This is a genomic window from Cupriavidus necator A5-1, from assembly GCF_000744095.1.
Taxonomy (GTDB): Bacteria; Pseudomonadota; Gammaproteobacteria; order Burkholderiales; family Burkholderiaceae; genus Cupriavidus; species Cupriavidus necator_A.
On the sequence record NZ_JQLI01000008.1, the window covers coordinates 860,566 to 881,582 of the forward strand.

Sequence of the window (21,017 nt, forward strand, 5' to 3'; positions counted from 1 at the left end):
TAAGATGAAACGTCAAGAATTCGCTGTGTTTTCCTTTCTCCTGACGTCGTGGCACCGCCTGCTGCTGCCGGCCGTGCTGGCGGCGCTGGCCGTGCCCGCCGCCGCCCAGCTCAAGGCGCCCGGGGCGTCGCGCGCCACCGGCATCTTCGTGCCGCAGTCATCCGACGTCACCGCGCCGGCGAGCCAGCCCAAGCTGGGCGTGCCGCAGGCCGGCGGCGAGAAGCGTTCGCAACTGGTCGACGAAGTGGTCGCGGTGGTCAACAACAGCGTGATCACGCGGCGCGAGCTGCTCGACCGCGCCGACGAGATCGAAGGCCAGCTGCGCGGCGCCGGCCGCCCGGTGCCGGCGCGCGCCGACCTGCTGGGCGAGGTGCTGGAGCGCCTGGTGATGGAGCGCGTGCAGGTCCAGGCCGCGCAGGACGCCGGCATCCGCGTGACCGACCAGGAAGTCGACCGCGCCATCGAATCGGTGGCGCAACAGAACCGCATGAACGCCACCGAGCTGCGACGCCGCGTGGAAGCCAGCGGCATGACCTGGACCAAGTACCGCGACGAGCTGCGCAAGCAGGTGCAGGTGATCCGCCTGCGCGAGCGCGAGGTCGATTCCAAGGTGCAGGTCTACGACGGCGAGATTGACAACTACCTGGCAGCCCGCGGCGGCCAGGGCACGGCCAGCGGCCCGACCGAATACAACGTGGCGCAGATCCTCGTGCGCGTGCCCGAGAACGCCTCGGACGCGCAGAAGCAGGCACTGCGCGCCAAGGCCGAAGGGCTGCTCAAGCAGGCCCAGGGCGGCGCCGACTTCGCGCAGCTGGCGCAGGCCAATTCCGAAGGCGCCGAGGCTGCCCAGGGCGGCTCGATGGGCTTCCGCGAGATCGGCCGCCTGCCGACGCAGTTCGCCAATGCGGTGGTCGACCTGCAGGCCGGCGCCGTGGCGCCGCAAGTGGTGGAGAGCGCCGCCGGCTTCCACGTGGTCAAGCTGGTGGCCAAGCGCGCGGCACCGGCGTCCGGTCCGGCCGCGGCAGGGAAGATCACCCAGACCCAGGTGCGCCATATCCTCATCCGCACCGGCCCCAACATGCCTGAGGCCGAGGCGCGCCGCCAGCTCAGCACGCTGCGCGACCGCATCACCCACGGCGGCGACTTTGCCGACGCGGCCAAGCGTTTCTCGCAGGACGGCTCGGCGCAGAACGGCGGCGACCTCGGCTGGGTCTCGCCGGGCGAGCTGGTGCCCGAGTTCGAGCAGGCCATGAGCCGGCTGCGCCCGAACGAGATCTCGGAGCCGGTGGTCACGCAGTTCGGCGTGCACCTGATCCAGGTGCTGAACCGCCGCGAGACCGAGCTCTCGCCCGAGAAGCAGCGCGACTTTGCCCGCGCAGAAGTCCGCGAACAGAAGCTGCGCGCCGCGTATGATGACTGGGTACGCCAGCTGCGCTCGCAGGCGTACGTGGAGTACCGCGTCAACCGGCAGCGCTGAAGCGCGTGCCGGATCTGCCCCAACTTGCCATGCCCGACCCCCTAGCCCTGGCCATCTCGACCGGTGAACCCGCCGGCATCGGCCCCGATATCACCATCGGGGCGTTGCTGCAGCTCACCGGCGCCAACAACGGCGGCAATGGCGGCAGCGGGCACTACCGCTTCCATGTGCTGGGAGATGCCCGCCTGCTGGCCGATCGCGCCGCGGCGCTGGGCGCCACACACGCCTGGGAGCGGCGCATCGCCGACGGCGATGTGGTGATCGAGCACATCCCGCTGGCGGTCGCGTGCGATCCCGGACGGCTCGATGCGCGCAACGGCCGCTATGTGCTGGCGCTGCTGGATGCCGCCATCGCCGGCTGCCGCGCGCATGGCAAGCGCGCGCCCCGATATGCCGCGATGGTCACGGCACCGGTGCAGAAGAGCACCATCAACGACGCCGGCGTGCCCTTCACCGGCCATACCGAATACTTGGCCGAGAGCGCCCGCGTGCCGCGCGTGGTGATGATGCTGGCCGGCCCGCAGCCCGCGCACGACGGCGCCATGCTGCGCGTGGCGCTGGCCACCACCCACCTGCCGCTGCGCGCGGTGCCCGACGCGCTTTCCATCCCGCTGCTGCTGCAGACGCTGGCGATCGTCGATGCCGACCTGCGCCGCTACTTCGGCATCGGGCGTCCGCGCATCCTGGTGACGGGGCTGAACCCGCACGCCGGCGAAAGCGGCCATATGGGCCGCGAAGAGATCGACATCATCGAGCCGGCGCTGGCGCAGGCGCGCGACGTCGGCATCGACGCGCGCGGCCCGTATCCGGCCGACACGCTGTTCCAGCCGCGCCACCTGCGCGATGCCGACTGCGTGCTGGCGATGTACCATGACCAGGGGCTGGCGCCGCTGAAATACGGCACCTTCGGCCACGGCGTGAACATCACGCTGGGGTTGCCCTTTATCCGCACCTCGGTGGACCACGGCACCGCGCTGGACCTGGCCGGCACCGGGCAAGCCGAGCACGGCAGCATGATCGAGGCCATCCGCAGCGCGGTCACCATGGCCGGCCACGCCAACGGCCGGCACCCGGGCAGCAACGGCGCCACGGGCCATTCCGGCCACACCATTTCCGGCACGCAGCCGCCATGCTGACGCCGGACAAATAAACCCATGCGTTCAAACGTGCACCAGGGCCATGTGGCCCGCAAACGATTCGGGCAGAACTTCCTGGTCGACGACACCATCATCCACGGCATCGTCAATGCCATCAGCCCGCAGGCCGACGACGTGCTGGTCGAGATCGGGCCCGGCCTGGGCGCGCTGACCACCCCGCTGCTCGAACGGATCCCGCAGATGCAGGTGGTGGAGCTCGACCGCGACCTGGTCGAGCGCCTGCGCCGCCGCTACGGCGAGCGCCTGCAGGTCCACGCCGGCGACGCGCTGGACTTCGACTTCGGCAAGCTGGAGGTGCCGGGGCGGCCACTGCGCATCGTCGGCAACCTGCCGTACAACATTTCCAGCCCGCTCTTGTTCCACTTGATGGAGTTCGCCGACCAGGTGCGCGACCAGCACTTCATGCTGCAGAAGGAAGTGGTCGAGCGCATGGTGGCCGAGCCCGGCAGCAAGGCCTTCGGGCGGCTGTCGATCATGCTGCAGGTCCGTTATTACATGGAGCATGTGCTGGACGTGCCGCCCGGCAGCTTCAACCCGCCGCCCAAGGTCGATTCCGCCGTGGTGCGCATGATCCCCTGGCCGCGCCACATTGACGGCCGCCTGCGCTCGCCACATGCCGATTGCGACATCACCGTACTGGGCGACGTGGTTACCGCGGCGTTCTCGCAGCGGCGCAAGGTGCTGCGCAATACGCTGTCGTTCCTGCGCGACCAGGTCGACTTCGCCGCGATGGGCTTCGACCTGGGCCGCCGTGCCGAGGAAGTGCCCGTCGGCGAGTATGTCGAACTGGCCCGGCGCCTTGGTGGCGCAGCGCCAGGACAGGCCGGGCAGGCCGCCTGACACACCCGAATTCTGAATTTCCCGCGACCTTTCGTGCAAGACCGTCCCATGACAGCCCAGACCCAAACCAACCGGCGTCCCGTGATCCTGACCGGCGACCGTCCCACCGGCCCGCTGCACCTCGGCCACTATGTCGGCTCGCTGAAGAGCCGTTTGGCGCTGCAGGACTCGCATGAGCAGTACTTGCTGCTAGCCGACACCCAGGCCATGACCGACAACGCGCACGATCCGGACAAGGTGCGCCGCAACGTGCTGGAAGTGGCGCTGGACTACCTGGCCGTCGGCATCGACCCGGAAAAGACCACCATCACCGTGCAGTCGCACCTGCCCGCGCTGGCCGAGCTGACGCTCATGTACCTGAACTTCGTCACGGTGGCGCGGCTCGAGCGCAACCCGACCATCAAGGAAGAGATCCAGGCGCGCGGCTTCGGCCGCGATATCCCGGCCGGCTTCCTGTGCTACCCGGCCTCGCAGGCCGCGGACATCACCGCCTTCAAGGCCCACGTGGTGCCGGTGGGCGAAGACCAGGCGCCGCTGATCGAGCAGACCAACGAGATCGTGCGCCGCATCAACCACCAGGTCGGCCGCGAAGTGCTGCCCGAGTGCAAGGCGCTCATCCCCGAGTTCGGCCGCCTGCCCGGCGTGGACGGCAAGGCGAAGATGAGCAAGTCGATGGGCAACGCGATCGCGCTGGGCGCCTCGCCCGAGCAGATCAAGGCCGCGGTGCACAGCATGTACACCGACCCCAATCACCTGCGCGTGTCGGATCCGGGCCAGATCGAGGGCAACGTGGTGTTCACGTACCTGGATGCGTTCGATCCCAACACCGAGGAAGTCAAGGCGCTGAAGGAGCACTACCAGAAAGGCGGCCTGGGCGACATGGTGCTCAAGCGCCGCATCGAAGGCATCCTGCAGGACATGCTGGCCCCGATCCGTGCGCGCCGCGAGGAGCTGGCCAAGGATCCGGATTATGTGTTTGACATCCTGCGCAAGGGCACCGCAAAGGCGCGGGCGCTGACCCAGCAGACGCTGGAGGAGGTGCGGGATGCGCTGGGGATGTTCTCGTTCGAGGGGCGCCGATAAAGCGCCCGCTGCGCGGAAGAGGAGGGCAGTGCTGGGTGCTCCCAAGCCGCTTGAGCTAGCCTAAGCAAGGTGATCTCCCGCTCCCCTCAGGGGGAGGGGAGCGTTCACCGGGGACGTCGGCTTGCGTCATAGCGCGCCAAAGGCCGACGCGGCTCTCAGTCCCGCCGATTGACCAGCACGATCCCCGCCAGCACCAGCAACGCCGCCACCGCAAAGCGCGGCCCCACCGCGTCGTGCATCAGCACCACGCCGAAGGCCACGCCAAACAGCGGTGTCAGGAAGGAAAACACCGACAGCCGCGACGCCAGGTAGCGCCGCAGCAGCCAGAACCAGGTCAGGTAGCTGGCAAAGGCGATCAGCACCGACTGGTAGAACAGGCTCGCCAGCACCACGCCGTCGATCTGCACGGTCGCGGTCTGGCCCGCGGCCACCGCCATCGCCAGCAACATCACCGCGGATACCGCAAGTTGATAGAGCAGCGTCTTGCTCGCCGGCGCGCTTGCCAGCGGGCTGGCGCGCACCACCACGGTGGTGGCCGCCCACAGCGCGCCCGCCAGGATGCCCAGCCCATCGCCCAGTAGCGTACTGCCATGGGCCGAAGGTGAGGCGATGCCATCGGCAAAGGCCAGCGCCATGCCCACGAAAGCCAGCGCCACGCCCAGCCATTGCCCGGTCTGCAGCCGCTCGCCCGGCACCACGAAATGCAGCCCCAGCGCGGTAAAGATCGGCGCGGTGTACAGGAACACCGCCATGCGCGAGGCCGTGGTATGCCCCAGCCCGACGAAGATGCAGAAGAACTCGGCGCCGAACAGCAACCCGGCAAGCAGCCCGGCGTTGAGCGTGCCGTCGCGCCGCCAGATCGGCGTGCCGCGCCAGGCGGCAAAGCCGAACACCAGCAGCGCCGCCACCGCCGAGCGCACGCCGGCCTGCAGCACCGCGCCCATCAGCGGCGCGGTCACCTTGATCACCACCTGTTGCAGGCCCCAGGCGGCGCACAGCACCACCATCAGGCTCACCGCCATGCCGTCGAGCGGCCGGCGGATCAGGGTCTGGGCGTCCACCGCCGGGACCGCTCAGGGACGGCTGGCGTCGCGGGTGGAGTGGCGCTCGATCAGCTCGATTTTGTAGCCGTCCGGGTCTTCGACAAAGGCGATCACGGTGGTGCCGCCCTTGACCGGGCCGGCTTCACGCGTGACCTTGCCGCCAGCGGCGCGGATGCGCTCGCAGGCTGCCGCGGCGTTGTCGGTTTCCAGCGCGATATGGCCATAGGCGGTGCCCAGGTCGTACCTGTCGACGCCGTAGTTGTAGGTCAGCTCCAGCACCGCGGTCTCGCTCTCCGGGCCGTAGCCGACGAAGGCGAGGCGGTACTTGTATTCGGGGTTGTCGCTCTCGCGCAGCAGCTGCATGCCGAGAATGCGGGTGTAGAAATCGATCGAGCGCTGCAGGTCGCCGACGCGCAGCATGGTATGGAGGAGTCGCATTTGAGGGCCTTCAACTGTTGTAGGTATTGGAAGGCGCCATTTTAGTGCGTTTGCGTGAAACGCACCGGCGAGCGGGGCGCCACGCGCCCGGCCCGCTCAGAACGACGGCAACAGCTCCGGCGGATGCGCACGCAGCTGCGCCCGCGCATCGCGGAACTCCGGGAAGATCGATTCCACGGTCTCCCAGAAACGCGGGCCGTGGTTCATCTCCTTCAGGTGGGCCAGCTCATGCGCCGCGACATAGTCGATCATCGACAGCGGGAAATGCATCAGCCGCCAGTTCAGCCGGATCTTGCCATCGGCGGTGCAGCTGCCCCAGCGCGTCGCGGCCGAGGTCAGTGCAAAGCCGGTATGGCGCACGCCGAGCTTGTTGGCATAGACCTCCAGCCGCTCGGGCAGCAGCCGGCGCGCCTGCTGCTGCAGCCAGCCCTGCACGCGGTCCTTGATCTGCTGCTCGTCGGCATGCCCGGGCAGCGCCAGGTGCAGCACGCGGCGGTCGGCGTCGAACAGCAGCGCGCCGATCGGCGATTCCAGCGCCAGCGTCAGCGGCTGCCCGAGGAAGGGCAGGCTGGCGCCGTCGCGCCACTGTACCGTGGGCAGGATGCGGCGCGACTCGCGGTGGTGCCATTCACCCATCTTGTTGAAGATCCAGCGCTGCTTTTCCAGGATGGCCGCTTCGATATCGGCCAGCGTGACCCAGCGCGGAGCGGTGATCGACAGCCCGCGGTCGTCGATGGTGAAGCCGATGGTGCGGCGCGACGAGCGCTTGAGCGTGTAGTGCAGCGGGCGCTCGCCGATATGCAGCAGGCGTGCGTTGGGTTGCGGCACCGGCCAGGCCGGCCGTTCCGGCGGTTCCTGGGCGAGCGGGGCAGCAGGCTGCGGCGCATGGCCGGATTCCGCCAGCGGCAGTTCCAGCTGCGCGCCGTCGGCGTCGGTGGCGGGGCGCAGCAGCTTCATGCGGCCGGCTCGCTCCGGAGTTCGCTACGGTAGCTCTCGGCGTCGATGCGGCGCATGTCGCGCTCGATCCAAGCCGCGACTTCCTGGTTGAGCTGGTCGGCGGTCTTGTTGGCCGAGGCGATCGGCGGGCCGACCGAGATCGTCACCGTGCCCGGGTACTTCATGAACGAATTGCGCGGCCACACGCGGCCCGAGTTGACGGCCATCGGCAGCACCCAGGCACCGGTTTCCACCGCCAGGCGCGCGCCGCCGCTCTTGTAGCGCGGCTTTTCCTCGCCCGACGGCGTGCGCGTGCCCTCCGGGAACATGATGATCCAGGCGCCTTCGGCGAGCCGCTCGCGGCCCTGGCGCACGGCCGAGGCAAAGGCGCGCGTGCCTTCCTTGCGGTTGATATGGACCATCTTCAGCATGCCCAGCGCCCAGCCGAAGAACGGCACCAGCAGCAGCTCGCGCTTGAACACGAAGCACAGCGGCCTGGGCATCAGCGCCACGTAGGCCACCGTCTCCCAGGCCGACTGGTGCTTGGACAGCAGCACCACCGGCTTGTCGAGCATGCGGTCCATATGCTCATGCCCTTCGATGCGGTAGTCGATGCCGCAGATGCCGCGCGCGGCCCGGATCACCATCCGCGGCCAGCCGCGCACGAAGCGGAAGCGCTGGTCGGCGTTCATGAAGGGGAACACCAGGAAGCAGGCGCACGCGTAGGGCGGCGTCAGCACCAGCAGGTACAGCGCAAACAACAGGGAACGGAGAAACGTCATGCGGGGGGCGCGAATAGAAAATAGGTGCGGGCGGTCAGCCGGCGTTCTGTGCAGGCGGGCGCTCGGCGCCGTCGTTGCCGGTCAGCCAGCGCGCGAACGCGCGCAGGTCGTCGTGCACCCGCGTGCCGGGCGGCAGGCCGCCCTTGTCGAGGGTCTTGCTGCCCTTGCCGCTGAGCACCAGGTGCGGCGCGCAGCCGATCGCAACGCCGGCCTCCAGGTCGCGCAGCGAATCGCCCACGATCGGCACGCCCCGGAGTTCGATGCCGAAGCGCTCGCTGATTTCCTCGAGCATGCCCGGCTTGGGCTTGCGGCAGTCGCAGCCGTCGGCCGCCGTATGCGGGCAGAAAAACACCGCGTCGACACGCCCGCCCACGCGCGCGAGCGAGGTGTGCATCTTCTCGTGCATGGCGTTGAGCGCGCTCATCTCGAACAGCCCGCGGCCGATGCCGGACTGGTTGCTGGCGATCACCACGCGAAAGCCGGCCTGGTTCAGCGCGGCGATGGCTTCCAGGCTGCCGTCGATGGGCACCCATTCATCGGGCGACTTGATGAACTGGTCGCTGTCGAGGTTGATGACCCCGTCGCGGTCCAGGATGACGAACTTGGGCGGCGTCTGCGGCATGTGCGGCTCCGGTGTGGCTGAGGCTGGCGCCGCTCAGGCGGCCAGCATGGAGATGTCGGCCACGCGGTTGGCCAGCGCATGCAGCGAGGCCAGCAGCGCCAGGCGGTTGGCGCGCAACTGCGCGTCCTCGGCCATCACCATCACGTCGTCGAAGAAGCGGTCGACCGCTTCGCGCAGCTGGGCCAGGTCGCGCAGCGCGGCGGTGAAGTCGCCGCTGGCAAAGGCCGCTTCCACCGCCGGGCGCACGCGCTCGATGGCGGCATGCAGCACGCCTTCAGCCTCTTCCAGGAACAGCGCCGGGTTGACCGCACCGACCGGCTCGGTGTCCTTGCGCAGGATATTGGTGATGCGCTTGTTGGCGGCGGCCAGGGCCTCGGCCTCGGGCAGCGCGGCAAAGGTGCGCACCGCTTCCATGCGGCCCAGGATGTCATGCAGCTGGTCCGGGCGCAGGCTGACCACGGCCTCGACCTCGTTGGTGGTGTAGCCCTTGTCCTTCAGGTAGCCGCGCACGCGGTCGTACAGGAAGTCGGTAATGGCCTCGGGCGCCAGCTTGACCGCGGCGACGCCGGCAAAGGACTGCTGCGTCAGCGCCAGCAGCGAGGCAATCGACAGCGCCAGCGGCTTCTCGATCAGCATGCGCAGGATGCCCAGCGCGTGGCGGCGCAGCGCGAACGGGTCCTTCTCGCCGGTGGGCTGCAGGCCGATGCCCCAGATCCCGACCAGGGTTTCGAGCTTGTCGGCCAGCGCCACGGCGGTGCTGACCGCGCCCTCGGGCAGCGCGTCGCCGGCAAAGCGCGGGCGGTAGTGTTCGGAGCAGGCCAGCGCCACGTCGTCGGCTTCGTCGTCGTGGCGGGCGTAGTAGGTGCCCATGGTGCCCTGCAGCTCGGGGAACTCGCCGACCATGTCGGTCAGCAGGTCGGCCTTGGCCAGTTCGGCGCCGCGCATCGCGGCAGCCTTGTCGGCGGGCACGCCGGCGGCGTTGAGCGCGTCGGCGATATGGCCGGCGATCTGCTGCAGGCGCTGCACGCGATCCAGCTGCGTGCCGATCTTGTTGTGGTAGACCACGCTGGCCAGCTGCGGCACGCGCGAGGCGAGCGTCTTCTTGCGGTCCTGGTCGAAGAAGAACTTGGCGTCGGCCAGGCGCGGGCGCACCACGCGCTCGTTGCCGGTGATGATCGATTGCGGCGTCTCGGTAGCCAGGTTGGACACGATCAGGAAGCGGTTGCGCAGGTGCCCGTCGGCATCGGTCAGCGCAAAGTACTTCTGGTTGGTCTGCATGGTCAGGATCAGGCATTCCTGCGGCACCGCCAGGAAGGCTTCCTCGAAGTGGCAGGCGTAGACCACCGGCCATTCCACCAGCGAATTGACCTCGTCCAGCAGCGACTCGGGCATGATCACCTGGTCGGCGCCGGCTTCGGCCAGCAGCGCGGTGCGCATGCGTTCGCGGCGCTCGGCATAGCTGGCCACCACGCGGCCGGCGGATTCCAGTTGCTTCGCATAGTCATTGGCATGCGCGATCTCGATCGCGCCGTGCGACAGGAAGCGGTGGCCCTGGGTCAGGTTGCTCGCTTGCAGGCCCAGCACCGACACCGGCAGGATCTCGCTGCCGAACAGTGCGATCAGGCTGTGCGCCGGGCGCACGAAATTCACCGTGGTGCCGTCCGGGCGCTGGTAGCTCATCACCTTGGGGATCGGCAGTTTGGCGATGGTGTCTTCCAGCGCCGCCTGCAGCCCGGCGGCGAGCTCGGCGCCGCGCGCCGTGTAGCGGTAGAAGAGGGCCTCGGCCTTGCCGTCGGAGGCGCGTTCCAGCGACTGCCAGTCGATCTCGGCCACGCCGACGGACTTGGCCAGCGCGGCCAGCTTCTTGGCCAGCGGCGGGGTGGGCTCGCCGTTGGCGCCAAGCGCCACCGACAGCGGCAGGACCTTCTCGCGCTGCTCGCGGTCCGGCGCGCTGCGGCGCACGCCGGAAACCAGCGCGGCCAGGCGGCGCGGCGTGGCGAACGGCGTCACGGTGGCGCCCGGCTCAAGCAGGTCGCGCTCGCCCAGGCCGGCGAACAGGCCCTGCGCGAAGGCGTCGCCCAGGCGCGCCAGCGCCTTGGGGGGCAGCTCTTCGGTGAACAGTTCGATCAGCAGCGAGTCGGTCATGGGTTGCGACATGAATCGTATCCAACAGGTTGTAGCGCGCGCCGCTCAGTCAGCAGCGCGGCGAAAGATTAGGTTCCACTCCGGACAGCAGCCACAGGCCGTTCTGTTGCCGGAATTGCAGCGTGGTGTAGGCGCATTGCGCGGCCGCCGCGGCGCTGGCCGCGCCGTTGCTGCCGCCGCGGCTGCCCGCGGCCGGGAAGCGCGCATCGATGCGGCGCAGGCGCTTGTCGTAGCGGATCTCGTCGATGCGCCCGCCCACCCAGAAATCGATCTTCGGCGGTAGCTGCGCGGCCGAGTAATACGTCTTGACCTTGCGGCGGGCGCGGCCGTCGCGTGTTTCCACCTCGACCCAGGTCAGCGGGTAGCGGATCGCGCTCTCATAGGCGCGCAGCGGCACGCGGTGCCAGCCCAGGTCGCGCTGGCCGGACAGGTCGCACGAGAACGAGCGCACCAGCTGCGTCCACTGGTCGAGCGAATTCAGCGACGGGCGCCAGTGGCGCGCCATGGCCAGCTGCAGCGCCTGCGGGTCGGCCTCGCACACATTGCTCAGTTCCGCCGGCAGCAGCAGCGCCTGCGGGGCGGGTGCGGGCTGCGCGGTGGCACGCGCGCCGGCGGCATTGCCCGCGGCGGCCAGCGCCGCAAGCGCCATGGCGCAGCACAGCGCGCTGCGCGCCAGTTGCTTCATGCCTTGGCTCCGCCGTTGGCGCTGTTCCCGCCACACATCGGGAAGCCGAGGGCTTCGCGCGAGTCGTAGTAGGCCTGCGCCACCGCGCGCGACAGGTTGCGGATGCGGCCGATATACGCCGCGCGCTCGGTCACCGAGATCGCGCCGCGCGCATCCAGCAGGTTGAAGGTGTGCGCGGCCTTGAGCACCTGCTCGTAGGCGGGCAGCGCCAGGCGCGTGCCGGACGCGGCCTGGCCTTCCTCGCCGCCTTCGCCATTGCCCATCAGGCGCTTGGCCTCGCCTTCGTGCTCGGCGAAATGGCGGAACAGGATTTCGGTATTGCTGTGCTCGAAGTTGTAGGTCGACTGCTCGACCTCGTTCTGGTGGTACACGTCGCCGTACGTCAGGCGGCGCGTCTCGCCGTTCTCGACCCATTCGGTCCAGACCAGGTCGTAGACGTTCTCGACCTTCTGCAGGTACATCGCCAGGCGCTCGATGCCGTAGGTGATCTCGCCGGTGATGGGCTTGCAGTCGATGCCGCCGACTTGCTGGAAGTAGGTGAACTGGGTCACTTCCATGCCGTTGAGCCAGACTTCCCAGCCCAGGCCCCAGGCGCCCAGCGTGGGGTTCTCCCAGTCGTCCTCGACGAAGCGGATGTCGTTCTGCTTCAGGTCCAGGCCCAGCGCCTCGAGCGAGCCCAGGTACAGCTCCAGGATGTTCTCCGGCGCGGGCTTGAGCACCACCTGGTACTGGTAGTAGTGCTGCAGGCGGTTGGGGTTCTCGCCATAGCGCCCGTCCTTCGGGCGGCGCGACGGCTGCACGTAGGCGGCGCGCCACGGCTCGGGGCCGATCGCGCGCAGGAAGGTGTGCACGTGCGAAGTCCCGGCGCCGACCTCCAGATCAATGGGTTGCAACAGCGCGCAGCCCTGCCGGTCCCAGTAGGCGTGCAGGGTCAGAATCATTTGTTGGAAGGTCAGCATATGAAGACTAGGTAGAGGCGCCCGGCGCGATGGCGCCGCCCGGCATGGTGGCCGCGCAGCGCGTGCCGGGGCCGCCGCATACGGATTTCGCCAAACCCTGAATTCTATCGGCTTTTTGGGCGGGCGCCCCGCTGGCGAGGACGGGCAGGGGGCGGATCGATCCTGCGCGATGCCGGCCGATGTCGGTCTTACGCAACGCCTCGGGAAAATACCGACCCGTTTTTCAAGTTATGCGGGCGCTTACCGATAACGTTTTTGTATACAGTATGAGTAAGCAACCCGTTCGAGCGTTGCGATTGACAGTCCGTGCCGGCATGGCGGGCACGGCCGGCTGACTGTTTCGGGCAGCGGCCGTTTGTCGGTGACTGATTATTGATGGGGACTGATCATGACACTCCTTTCTCGCAAACCTTACCTGGTCGCAATCGCGGTCATGATCGCCGCGGCCGCCTTGTCGGTGGTCACCGGCCTGATGGGCTGAAGCGGCCTACGCGTGCAGCACATATTGCGCGTCTTGCGCGCATAGCGGACCCGGAAGCGCGGCGGCGATCCCGCCGCCTCCGGCTCTCTCAGCTTGCCCGGCGCACCCGCCAGGCAGCCACTCCAAGCACCAGCGCAAACAGCGCCAGCACCGGCGCATTCCCCCAGCGGATATAGGGCGTCAGCCCCTGCATGCCCTGCACCTCGGCAGTGAGCGTGCCGACCGTGAAGGTCGGCAGCCGCGCCTGCACCGTGCCGTCCGGGCGCACCACCGCGGTCATGCCGGTATTGGTCGAACGCAGCATCGGCCGGCGCGTCTCCAGTGCGCGCATGCGCGAGATCTGCAGGTGCTGGTCCAGCGCGATGGTGTCGCCGAACCAGGCCAGGTTGGTCAGGTTGGCCAGGATATTGGCCGGCACCACCTGTTGGCGCAGTGTTTGCGCAATCTCCTCGCCGAACAAATCCTCATAGCAGATATTGGGCGCCACGCGCACGCCGCGCACCGGCAGCGGCTCCTGGTCGAGCCCGCCGCGGCGGAAGTCGCCCAGCGGCATCTTCATCATGTCGACGAACCAGCGGAAGCCCAGCGGGATGAACTCGCCGAACGGCACCAGGTGGTGCTTGTTGTAGCGGTACAGCCGCTCGGTCTGCGGCCCGATGCCGAACACGCTGTTGGTGAAGTCCACCGGCGAATCCGCGCCCGCCGCGCCGAACAGCACCGAGGTGCCGCTGCCCAGCGCGAAGTCGCGCACCGCCACCGCCACCTCGACCGGCAGCTCCTGCAGGATCACCGGGAAGGCGGTCTCGGGCGTGACCACCAGGTCGGCCGGCTGCGCGGTGATCATGTCGCGGTACAGCTCGAGCGAACGCTGGATGCCCGCGGCCTCGAACTTGATGTCCTGCGCCACATTGCCCTGCAGCAGCCGCACCGACAGCGGCTTGCCGGCGGGCGTGGTCCACGCCAGCGGTGCCAGTGCCGCGCCCGCCGCGGGCAGGATCAGCGCGAGCGCCAGCGCCGCCAGCGCGCGGCCGCGCGCACCCTGGCCCAGGCCGCGCACGGCGGCTGCCAGCAGCGCCGCGACCGCGGCCGCCAGCGCGCCGATGCCGTAGACGCCGGCCAGCGGCGCAAAGCCCGCCAGCGGGCCGTCGGTATGGGCATAGCCGCCCGACAGCCACGGGAATCCGGTGAACACCACGCCGCGCAGCCATTCCGTCAGGCCCCAGGCGGCGCCAAAGGCCAGCGCCGCCAGCAGTCCGGCCTGGGGCAGGCGCGCCGCCAGCCGGTGCCACAGCGCGCCGGCCAGCGCGGGCCACAGCGACAGGTAGCCCGAGAACAGCACAACCGCCAGCGCCGCCATCCACGCCGGCATCTCGCCGTAGACGTGCATGCTGATATAGAGCCACCAGATGCCGGACAGGAACCAGCCCAGCCCGAAGGCAAAACCGGTGGCCGCGGCCATGCGCGCGCGCGGCGCGTCGGCCATCAGCGCGGCCAGGCCGGCCAGCGACAGGATCTGCAGCCACCACCAGTCATGCGGGGCAAAAGCCTGCGTATGGGCGATGCCGAGCACGCCGGCCAGCAGCAGCCGCACCATGGCGGCAGTGCGCGACCGCGCTTGCGTGCCAGGCACGCCGGCCGTGTCGGCGTCGGCAGCGGCGGCGCCGTTGAGGATCGGGGCGGGACGCTTCATGCGCCGGCCACGCTCAAGCTGTCGGATTGGGGTTCGCGGTGCACCTGCAGCAGGTGTACCTGCCGCGCGTCGGCGCGCAGTACTTCGAAGCGGATCGGCGGCAGGGTGATGACTTCGCCGCGGTGGGGCACGTGGCCCACGTGGTTGGACAGTAGCCCGCCCACGGTATCGACGTCGTGGTCGGAGAAGGCGGTGCCGAAGGCCTCGTTGAACTGGGCGATCTCGGTCAGGCCGTGCACGCGCCAGCTGCCGTCAGGCATCGGCAGGATATTGTCCTGGTCCTCGTCGAGGTCGAACTCGTCCTCGATGTCGCCCACGATCTGCTCCAGCACGTCTTCGATCGTCACCAGCCCGGCCACGCCGCCGTATTCGTCGACGACGATGGCGATATGGTTGCGGTTGATGCGGAAGTCGCGCAGCAGGATGTTCAGGCGCTTGGATTCGGGGATGAACACCGCCGGGCGCAGCGTTTCGCGCAGGTCGAAGGCGGGGTCGGTGTAGTAGCGCAGCAGGTCCTTGGCCAGCAGGATGCCGATGATGTTGTCACGGCTGCCTTCGTAGACCGGAAAGCGCGAGTGCGCGGTCTGCTGCATGAAGGGGATGAAGGTCTCCGGCGCGTCGGCGATATTGACCATATCCATCTGCGCGCGCGGCACCATGATGTCGCCCGCGGTCAGTTCGGAGACCTGGAACACGCCCTCGATCATCGACAGCGAATCGGCATCGATCAGGTTGCGCTCATGCGCTTCCTGAAGCACTTCGAGCAATTCCGCGCGGGTGTCCGGCTCGGGGGAAATCAGGTCTGACAGGCGTTCGAGAAGCGATCTGGGACGATCAGTCTGCCTCAGATAGGCGGGCTTCGAACTGGGATAGGGGTCGTTCATTTCGCGGCGAGCGCGTGGTGGAGATCGTCTGAAGGATACACTAAAAGCCTGACCGTCCCGTGACGGCGGGCGGGGCGTCGGCGCAGCATGTGATGCATGCGGCGCCCGTCAGGACGCCGCCGTGCGGGCCGAATCACGCCGTGGCGGTGCGCTCCACAAGATAAGGATCGGCATAACCCAGCGCCTGCAGCGTCTCGGTCTCGATCGCCTCCATTTCCTCGGCCTCGGCGTCATCCTCGTGTTCATAGCCCTGCGCATGCAGCACGCCGTGCACGATCATGTGCGCATAGTGCGCTTCGAGCGGCTTGCGCTGCTCGCGCGCCTCGGCTTCCACCACCGGGCAGCACAGCACGATATCGCCCGTGACCGGGTCTTCCTCTTTCTCCGCATAGGCAAAGGTCAGCACGTTGGTGGCGTAGTCCTTGCCGCGATAGGTGCGGTTCAGCGTGCGGCCTTCTTCCTCGCCGACAAAGCGGATGGTCAGCGCGGCGTCGGCGTACAGCGCCGACTTGACCCAGGTTTCGATCTTGCGGCGCGGCGGCAGGCCGGCGCGCTTGGCGACGCCGTCGCCGTTCTGGATCTCGAGTTCCAGCGCGGGCGGGGTGGCCGGGGTGCCCGTGGTGGTGACCACCGGCGTGGCGGTCACCGCGACCGACAGCGCGTCATGGTTGTCCGGGCGCACCAGCAGGCCGGCCTGCTGGTTGGGATCGGTATGCTCGGCCAGCAGCGCGAGCACGCCGTCGGCCGCCTGCGACAGGTCCAGCGTGATGCTGCGGCCGTCGGGCAGTTGCACGCGCAGCGCGTGCGCGGCGCTCTTGCGTGCGCGGCCTTCATTGTCGAACAGGGTCAGGCTGACGCCGGAAGACTTGGATTTCTGGGATTTCAATTACGCGTCCTTGTGCTGGGCGTGGTATTCGTCATAGGCATCGACGATGCGCGCCACCAGCGGATGGCGCACCACGTCGATGCTGGTAAAGCGGGTGCAGGCGATGCCGCGTACGTCGCGCAGCACGTGCTGCGCTTCCACCAGACCGCTCTTCTGCCCCTTGGGCAGGTCGATCTGGGTGATGTCGCCGGTGATCACCGCCTTGGAGCCGAAGCCGATCCGGGTGAGGAACATCTTCATCTGCTCGGGCGTGGTGTTCTGCGCCTCATCCAGGATGATGAAGGCATGGTTCAGCGTGCGCCCGCGCATATAGGCCAGCGGCGCGATCTCGATCATCTGGCGCTCGAACATCTTCTGCGTGCGGTCGAAGCCGAGCAGGTCATAGAGCGCGTCATACAGCGGGCGCAGATAGGGATCGACCTTCTGCGCCAGGTCACCGGGCAGGAAGCCCAGGCGCTCGCCGGCTTCCACCGCCGGGCGCGTCAGCACGATGCGCTTGACCGAGTCGCGCTCCAGCGCATCGACCGCGCACGCCACCGCCAGGTAGGTCTTGCCGGTGCCGGCCGGGCCGACACCCATCGTCAGGTCGTGCTGCAGGATATTGCGCAGGTAGTCGCGCTGCGCCACGGTGCGGCCCTGCAGGCCGGGGCGGCGCGTGTGCAGCACCGGCGATTCGTCGCCGATCTCGCGCTCCTCGACATCGTCGCCGTTGCCGGGCAGGTAGCTGCCATGCGCGGAGAGCTGGCGCGTTTCCACCAGGCCCAGCTGCACGTCGTCGATCGACAGCGGCGTGCGCGCCTGGTTGTAGAAGCGCTCCAGCGCCGTCGCCGCGTCCTGCGCGTTGTTGCCGCGCACCGTCATGCGGTGGCCGCGCCGCTGGATGTTCACGTCAAGCGCCTGCTCGATCTGGCGCAGGTTTTCGTCGAGCGGCCCGCACAGGTTCTGCAGCCGGGTGTTGTCGTCCTTGGGTGCGACGAATTCTGCCGATGGAATCTTCATCTGTTGGCGCTGGCCTCGCTGAATGCTGGCTGGATTACTGGCGCACCACGATCTCGCCGCGCAGCGAGTGCGGGAACGCCTGCGTGATGCTGACATCGACCAGCTGGCCGATGAGCCGGTCGCGGCCCGCCTGGGGCACGCCCGGCAGCGCGAAGTTGACCACGCGGTTGTTCTCGGTGCGCCCGTGCAGCTCGGTCGGATCCTTGCGCGCGGGGCCTTCCACCAGGATGCGCTGCACCGTGCCGACCATGTTCTGGCTGATGCGCTGCACGTTTTCCTCGATGGTGGCCTGCAGCCGTTGCAGCCGGCGCAGCTTGACTTCGTGCGGGGTGTCGTCGTGCAGGTTGGCCGCCGGCGTGCCGGGGCGCGGGCTGAAGATGAACGAGAACGAGGTGTCGTAGCCGATCTCCTCGATCATCGCCATCAGCTTCTCAAAGTCGGCATCGGTCTCGCCCGGGAAGCCGACGATGAAGTCCGACGACATCGACATGTCCGGGCGCAGCACGCGAAGCTTGCGGATGATGCTCTTGTACTCCAGCACGCTGTAGCCGCGCTTCATCGCCATCAGGATACGGTCGGACGCATGCTGCACCGGCAGGTGCAAATGGTTGACCAACTTTCCGCAGCGGCCGTACAGCTCGACCAGGCGCGAGGTGAATTCCTTCGGGTGGCTGGTGGTGTAGCGGATGCGCTCGATACCCGGGATCTCGGCCACGTATTCGATCAGCAGCGCAAAGTCGGCGATCTCGCTGGTGTCGCCCATCTTGCCGCGGTAGGCGTTGACGTTCTGGCCCAGGAGCGTGACCTCGCGCACGCCCTGTTCGGCCAGGCCGGCGACTTCGGCCAGCACGTCCTCGAACGGGCGCGACACCTCTTCGCCGCGGGTGTAGGGCACCACGCAGTAGCTGCAGTACTTGGAGCAGCCTTCCATGATCGAGACAAAGGCGCTCGGGCCTTCGACGCGTGCCGGCGGCAGGTGGTCGAACTTCTCGATCTCGGGGAAGGAGATATCCACCTGCGACTGGCCGGTGCGCTGGCGGCGCGCGATCAGGTCGGGCAGGCGGTGCAGCGTCTGCGGGCCGAACACCACGTCGACATAGGGCGCGCGCGAGACGATGCTGGCGCCTTCCTGGCTGGCCACGCAGCCGCCCACGCCGATCACCAGGTCAGGCTTGATGGCCTTGAGCGCCTTCATCCGGCCGAGTTCGGAGAACACCTTCTCCTGCGCTTTTTCGCGCACCGAGCAGGTGTTGAACAGGATCACGTCGGCATCTTCGACGTTGTCGGTGGGCTCCAGCCCCTGGCTGGCGTTGAGGACGTCGACCATCTTGTCCGAGTCGTACTCGTTCATCTGGCAGCCGTACGTCTTGACGAAAACTTTTTTCATATGCCGATCTCAGTGGTTGACCTGGGGGCATCAGGGGGTTGCAACAACGCGGCCGGCGCGTGGGGCACGCCGGTCGCACTTCTGGGGGGACTACGATTTTGCTTTCAGCGCCTTCTGTTCGGGCTCGCTCAGCACCCAGGCCGTCAGCAGCTGGCCGTACAGGTCCAGCTTGTACCGCACCGGCAGCTTCTGGCCCGCCACCGCGGCAGTGGCCAGCAACTGGTTTTCGGTGCCGAACAGGCGCAGACCCGGCGCCACGCCCACGGTCTTGCCGTCCAGCGTGGCCGTCTGCGGCGCGCCGGCCGATGGCGTGGCGATGACCAGCTTTGCCGCCTGCGCATCGTCCGGGATCACCCGCACCGGCTGGGCCGCCGCGCTGGCTGCGCCGAGCAGCAGGGCGCCGGCACAGGCCAGCGCACGCAAGCGCCCGCGCAAGGGTTTGACAGACTCCGGCGCCTGGCGGCGCGCATCACGACCTGCTGGCATGGGGAGAACTCCGGCAAAAAGGACGAAGCGTTAAGTAGGACGAAGCGGGGGACGGCCCGAAGGCGGGCGCAACCCGCCATTTTACCCGCTCGCCAGCCTCGCGGCGCGCGGGGCGGGTTTGTGCTCAGAATAGGCAGGATGCCTCTTGCAGCACACGCTGCTTGGACACCGTGCCCATCAGTTCGCGGCTGGTGGTGTCGCGCACAAGCGGGATGCGGTTGATGGCGTGCTCGGCAAACACCGCCAGCGCGTCGCGCAGCCGCGAATCGGGCGTGAGCGCCGGAAAATCGCGCTCGGCCAGCGCCAGCACGTCATCCGGCGCGCCCTCGCGCTGGGCGCGCTGCAAGGCATGGATCGACAACGCGCCCAGCAGGCGGCCGTCCGGTTCCACCAGGTAGAGATAGCGCGTGCCGGCCTCGGCGAACTTGTCCGCCGCCGCGGCCAGCGTGGCGTTGGGATCGAGCACCGTGTCGGTCGGGTCGCACAGGCCCGCCAGCGTCAGCGTGCGCGCATGCTCGGCCGCGGCCGAGGCCTGCGCGCGCTCGGCGATCACGCTGTACAGCGACAGCGTCTGGCAGCGCGACGCCGTGTAGTAGGCCGCCACCGCGCCGATCATCGACGGCAGCAGCAGCGCCGGCGCCAGCGTCATCTCGAACACCATCAGCACCGACATCAGCGGCGCCTGGCTGGTGGCGGCCAGGAAGGCGCTCATGCCGACCAGCGGCAGCAGTGGCGCGGCGCCGGCCGCCGACCCCTGCATCCCGATCGCCAGCAACTGCCCGAGCGCCGCGCCGACGAACAGCGATGGCGTGAACACTCCGCCGACCGCGCCCGAGCCCATGCTGATCACGGTCGCCACCAGCTTGGCCAGCAGCACGCCGGCCACCGGCACGCTCAGCGGCTGCTCCTGCAGGATGGTCTGGATGGTGGAGTAGCCGTTGCCCACTACCTCTGGCACCGCCATCGCCAGCACGCCGACCAGCGCCCCGCCCAGCGCCAGCCGCGCTACCGGCCCGCCCGGCACGCCGGCGAAGCGGCTGCGCGCAAAGCCGGCCGCGCGCATGAAGAGCGCCCCCGCGATGCCGGCGGCCACGCCCAGTGCGGCCGCGGCCAGCAAGATGTGGGGGCGCAGGTCGGGCGCAATGTCCAGACCGGGATAGAGCGGCTGCAGGCCGCCGTGCCACTGGCTGACCATCGCTCCGGCCACCGATGCGAGGAACAGCGGCATCAGTCGCTGCACCGCCAGTGCCCCGAACACCACTTCGGCAACGAAGACGGCGGCGGAAAAAGGGGTGTGATAGACGGTGGCGAGGCCCGCCGCAGCACCGCACGCGGTCAGCATGCGCCGCATATTGGAGCCGCCGCCGCGCTCCAGCCGCGTCGACGGGAACAGCGAGCCGCACAGCGCCGCCAGCTGGATCATGGCGCCTTCCTTGCCGACCGAGCTGCCGCTGACGATCGAGAAGAACGACGACAGCGCGCGCAGCAGCGTGATGCGCACCGGCAGGCGGCCGCTGCCGTTGGCTACCGCTTCCATATAGTCGGTGGCGCCGCCATGGCTGCTGGCGAGCCGGTTGGCCAGCACCAGCAGCGCGCCGGCCAGCGCTCCGCCGAGCGCCGGCACCACCACGCGCCACACCAGCGCCAGCGTGGCGAAGACGGCAACCACGTCGGCGTGGCTGGAAAACAGCACCACGCCGGCGCCTTCCAGCGCCTCCTTGAATAAAGTGGTGGCGATGGCCGCGACGATCCCGACCGGGATGGCCGCGAACAGGGTGACTTCCTGGTCTTCGAGGAATCGCAAGCGCATGGCGGCTTTCCGGGGCGCCGGGCAGGGCCGGGCAGGGGGCCGGGATGGTGGCCGGGGGAGGCAGCCATGATAGCGCAGCGCCACCCGCCCCGGACCAGTGTGCGCCACCGTGCATGCGGGCCCGGGCCATGTGCAGAACCGGCTCGCCCCGGACTGGTACACTAGCGACCTTTCTTGCGCGGCCGGGCCCCGGTGGTCCCCCCAGGCTGGCCCCCGGCCACTTTCGC

General features: G+C 68.7%; 19 protein-coding genes. 4 read left to right on the top strand and 15 right to left on the bottom strand.

Annotated elements, in window-relative coordinates; all coding sequences use genetic code 11:
• The first annotated feature begins 4 nt into the window (after positions 1-4).
• The 4 genes from K307_RS28195 to trpS are packed head-to-tail and all read left to right on the top strand — an operon-like array spanning position 5 to position 4,557.
• Positions 5-1,477, top strand: a complete 1,473-nt coding sequence (locus K307_RS28195; RefSeq protein ID WP_042884120.1) for a peptidylprolyl isomerase — start codon at positions 5-7, stop codon at positions 1,475-1,477.
• A 29-nt stretch (positions 1,478-1,506) separates the two neighbouring features.
• Complete coding sequence (gene pdxA / locus K307_RS28200) at positions 1,507-2,613, top strand: 4-hydroxythreonine-4-phosphate dehydrogenase PdxA (protein WP_042884122.1); 1,107 nt, start codon at positions 1,507-1,509, stop codon at positions 2,611-2,613.
• 18 nt (positions 2,614-2,631) lie between these two features.
• Positions 2,632-3,474, top strand: coding sequence for a 16S rRNA (adenine(1518)-N(6)/adenine(1519)-N(6))-dimethyltransferase RsmA (gene rsmA, locus K307_RS28205; RefSeq protein WP_042884124.1), 843 nt, complete (start codon positions 2,632-2,634; stop codon positions 3,472-3,474).
• Between the two features lie 48 nt (positions 3,475-3,522).
• Entirely contained in the window at positions 3,523-4,557 is a 1,035-nt protein-coding gene (gene trpS, locus K307_RS28210) for a tryptophan--tRNA ligase (RefSeq protein WP_042884125.1), read from the top strand.
• Between the two features lie 155 nt (positions 4,558-4,712).
• Here trpS and K307_RS28215 read toward each other — a convergent pair whose 3' ends face one another.
• The 15 genes from K307_RS28215 to K307_RS28285 form a co-directional block, all read right to left on the bottom strand.
• Positions 4,713-5,579 carry a DMT family transporter gene (locus K307_RS28215; protein ID WP_051975456.1) on the bottom strand — a complete coding sequence of 289 codons (867 nt, stop codon included), beginning with the start codon at positions 5,577-5,579 and terminating at the stop codon, positions 4,713-4,715.
• A 51-nt stretch (positions 5,580-5,630) separates the two neighbouring features.
• Positions 5,631-6,038 carry a lactoylglutathione lyase gene (gene gloA, locus K307_RS28220; protein WP_042884128.1) on the bottom strand — a complete coding sequence of 136 codons (408 nt, stop codon included), beginning with the start codon at positions 6,036-6,038 and terminating at the stop codon, positions 5,631-5,633.
• Between the two features lie 96 nt (positions 6,039-6,134).
• On the bottom strand, positions 6,135-6,995 hold the full coding sequence (locus K307_RS28225) for a M48 family metallopeptidase (protein ID WP_042884129.1): 861 nt from the start codon (positions 6,993-6,995) through the stop codon (positions 6,135-6,137).
• A complete protein-coding gene (locus K307_RS28230; RefSeq protein ID WP_042884131.1) occupies positions 6,992-7,756 on the bottom strand; it encodes a lysophospholipid acyltransferase family protein in 765 nt (254 codons plus the stop codon). Before K307_RS28230 ends, K307_RS28225 begins: the two co-directional genes overlap by 4 nt.
• Before the next feature lie 34 nt (positions 7,757-7,790).
• Entirely contained in the window at positions 7,791-8,378 is a 588-nt protein-coding gene (gene gmhB / locus K307_RS28235; protein ID WP_042884132.1) for a D-glycero-beta-D-manno-heptose 1,7-bisphosphate 7-phosphatase, read from the bottom strand.
• A 33-nt stretch (positions 8,379-8,411) separates the two neighbouring features.
• Complete coding sequence (gene glyS / locus K307_RS28240; protein WP_042884133.1) at positions 8,412-10,535, bottom strand: glycine--tRNA ligase subunit beta; 2,124 nt, start codon at positions 10,533-10,535, stop codon at positions 8,412-8,414.
• 37 nt (positions 10,536-10,572) lie between these two features.
• Positions 10,573-11,208: a hypothetical protein gene (locus tag K307_RS28245; RefSeq protein ID WP_042884134.1), complete on the bottom strand. Its 636-nt coding sequence runs from the start codon at positions 11,206-11,208 to the stop codon at positions 10,573-10,575.
• Positions 11,205-12,167, bottom strand: a complete 963-nt coding sequence (glyQ, locus tag K307_RS28250) for a glycine--tRNA ligase subunit alpha (protein WP_042884135.1) — start codon at positions 12,165-12,167, stop codon at positions 11,205-11,207. Before glyQ ends, K307_RS28245 begins: the two co-directional genes overlap by 4 nt.
• Before the next feature lie 569 nt (positions 12,168-12,736).
• Positions 12,737-14,338 carry an apolipoprotein N-acyltransferase gene (gene lnt / locus K307_RS28255; RefSeq protein WP_042884136.1) on the bottom strand — a complete coding sequence of 534 codons (1,602 nt, stop codon included), beginning with the start codon at positions 14,336-14,338 and terminating at the stop codon, positions 12,737-12,739.
• Positions 14,335-15,222: an HlyC/CorC family transporter gene (locus K307_RS28260; protein ID WP_042884137.1), complete on the bottom strand. Its 888-nt coding sequence runs from the start codon at positions 15,220-15,222 to the stop codon at positions 14,335-14,337. The genes lnt and K307_RS28260 overlap by 4 nt, the downstream gene beginning before the upstream one ends.
• A gap of 133 nt (positions 15,223-15,355) precedes the next feature.
• Positions 15,356-16,108 (bottom strand): rRNA maturation RNase YbeY, encoded by a 753-nt coding sequence (ybeY, locus tag K307_RS28265; protein ID WP_042884139.1) that lies wholly within the window; start codon positions 16,106-16,108, stop codon positions 15,356-15,358.
• Positions 16,109-17,107 (bottom strand): PhoH family protein, encoded by a 999-nt coding sequence (locus K307_RS28270; protein WP_042884140.1) that lies wholly within the window; start codon positions 17,105-17,107, stop codon positions 16,109-16,111. It lies immediately after the preceding gene.
• 34 nt (positions 17,108-17,141) lie between these two features.
• A complete protein-coding gene (gene miaB, locus K307_RS28275) occupies positions 17,142-18,494 on the bottom strand; it encodes a tRNA (N6-isopentenyl adenosine(37)-C2)-methylthiotransferase MiaB (protein ID WP_042884141.1) in 1,353 nt (450 codons plus the stop codon).
• A 90-nt stretch (positions 18,495-18,584) separates the two neighbouring features.
• The gene (locus K307_RS28280) at positions 18,585-18,980 is read right to left on the bottom strand and encodes a hypothetical protein (RefSeq protein WP_042884142.1); all 396 of its coding nucleotides are present in this window, start codon (positions 18,978-18,980) and stop codon (positions 18,585-18,587) included.
• A 124-nt stretch (positions 18,981-19,104) separates the two neighbouring features.
• Positions 19,105-20,790: a ClcB-like voltage-gated chloride channel protein gene (locus K307_RS28285; protein WP_042884144.1), complete on the bottom strand. Its 1,686-nt coding sequence runs from the start codon at positions 20,788-20,790 to the stop codon at positions 19,105-19,107.
• Between the last annotated feature and the right edge of the window lie 227 nt (positions 20,791-21,017).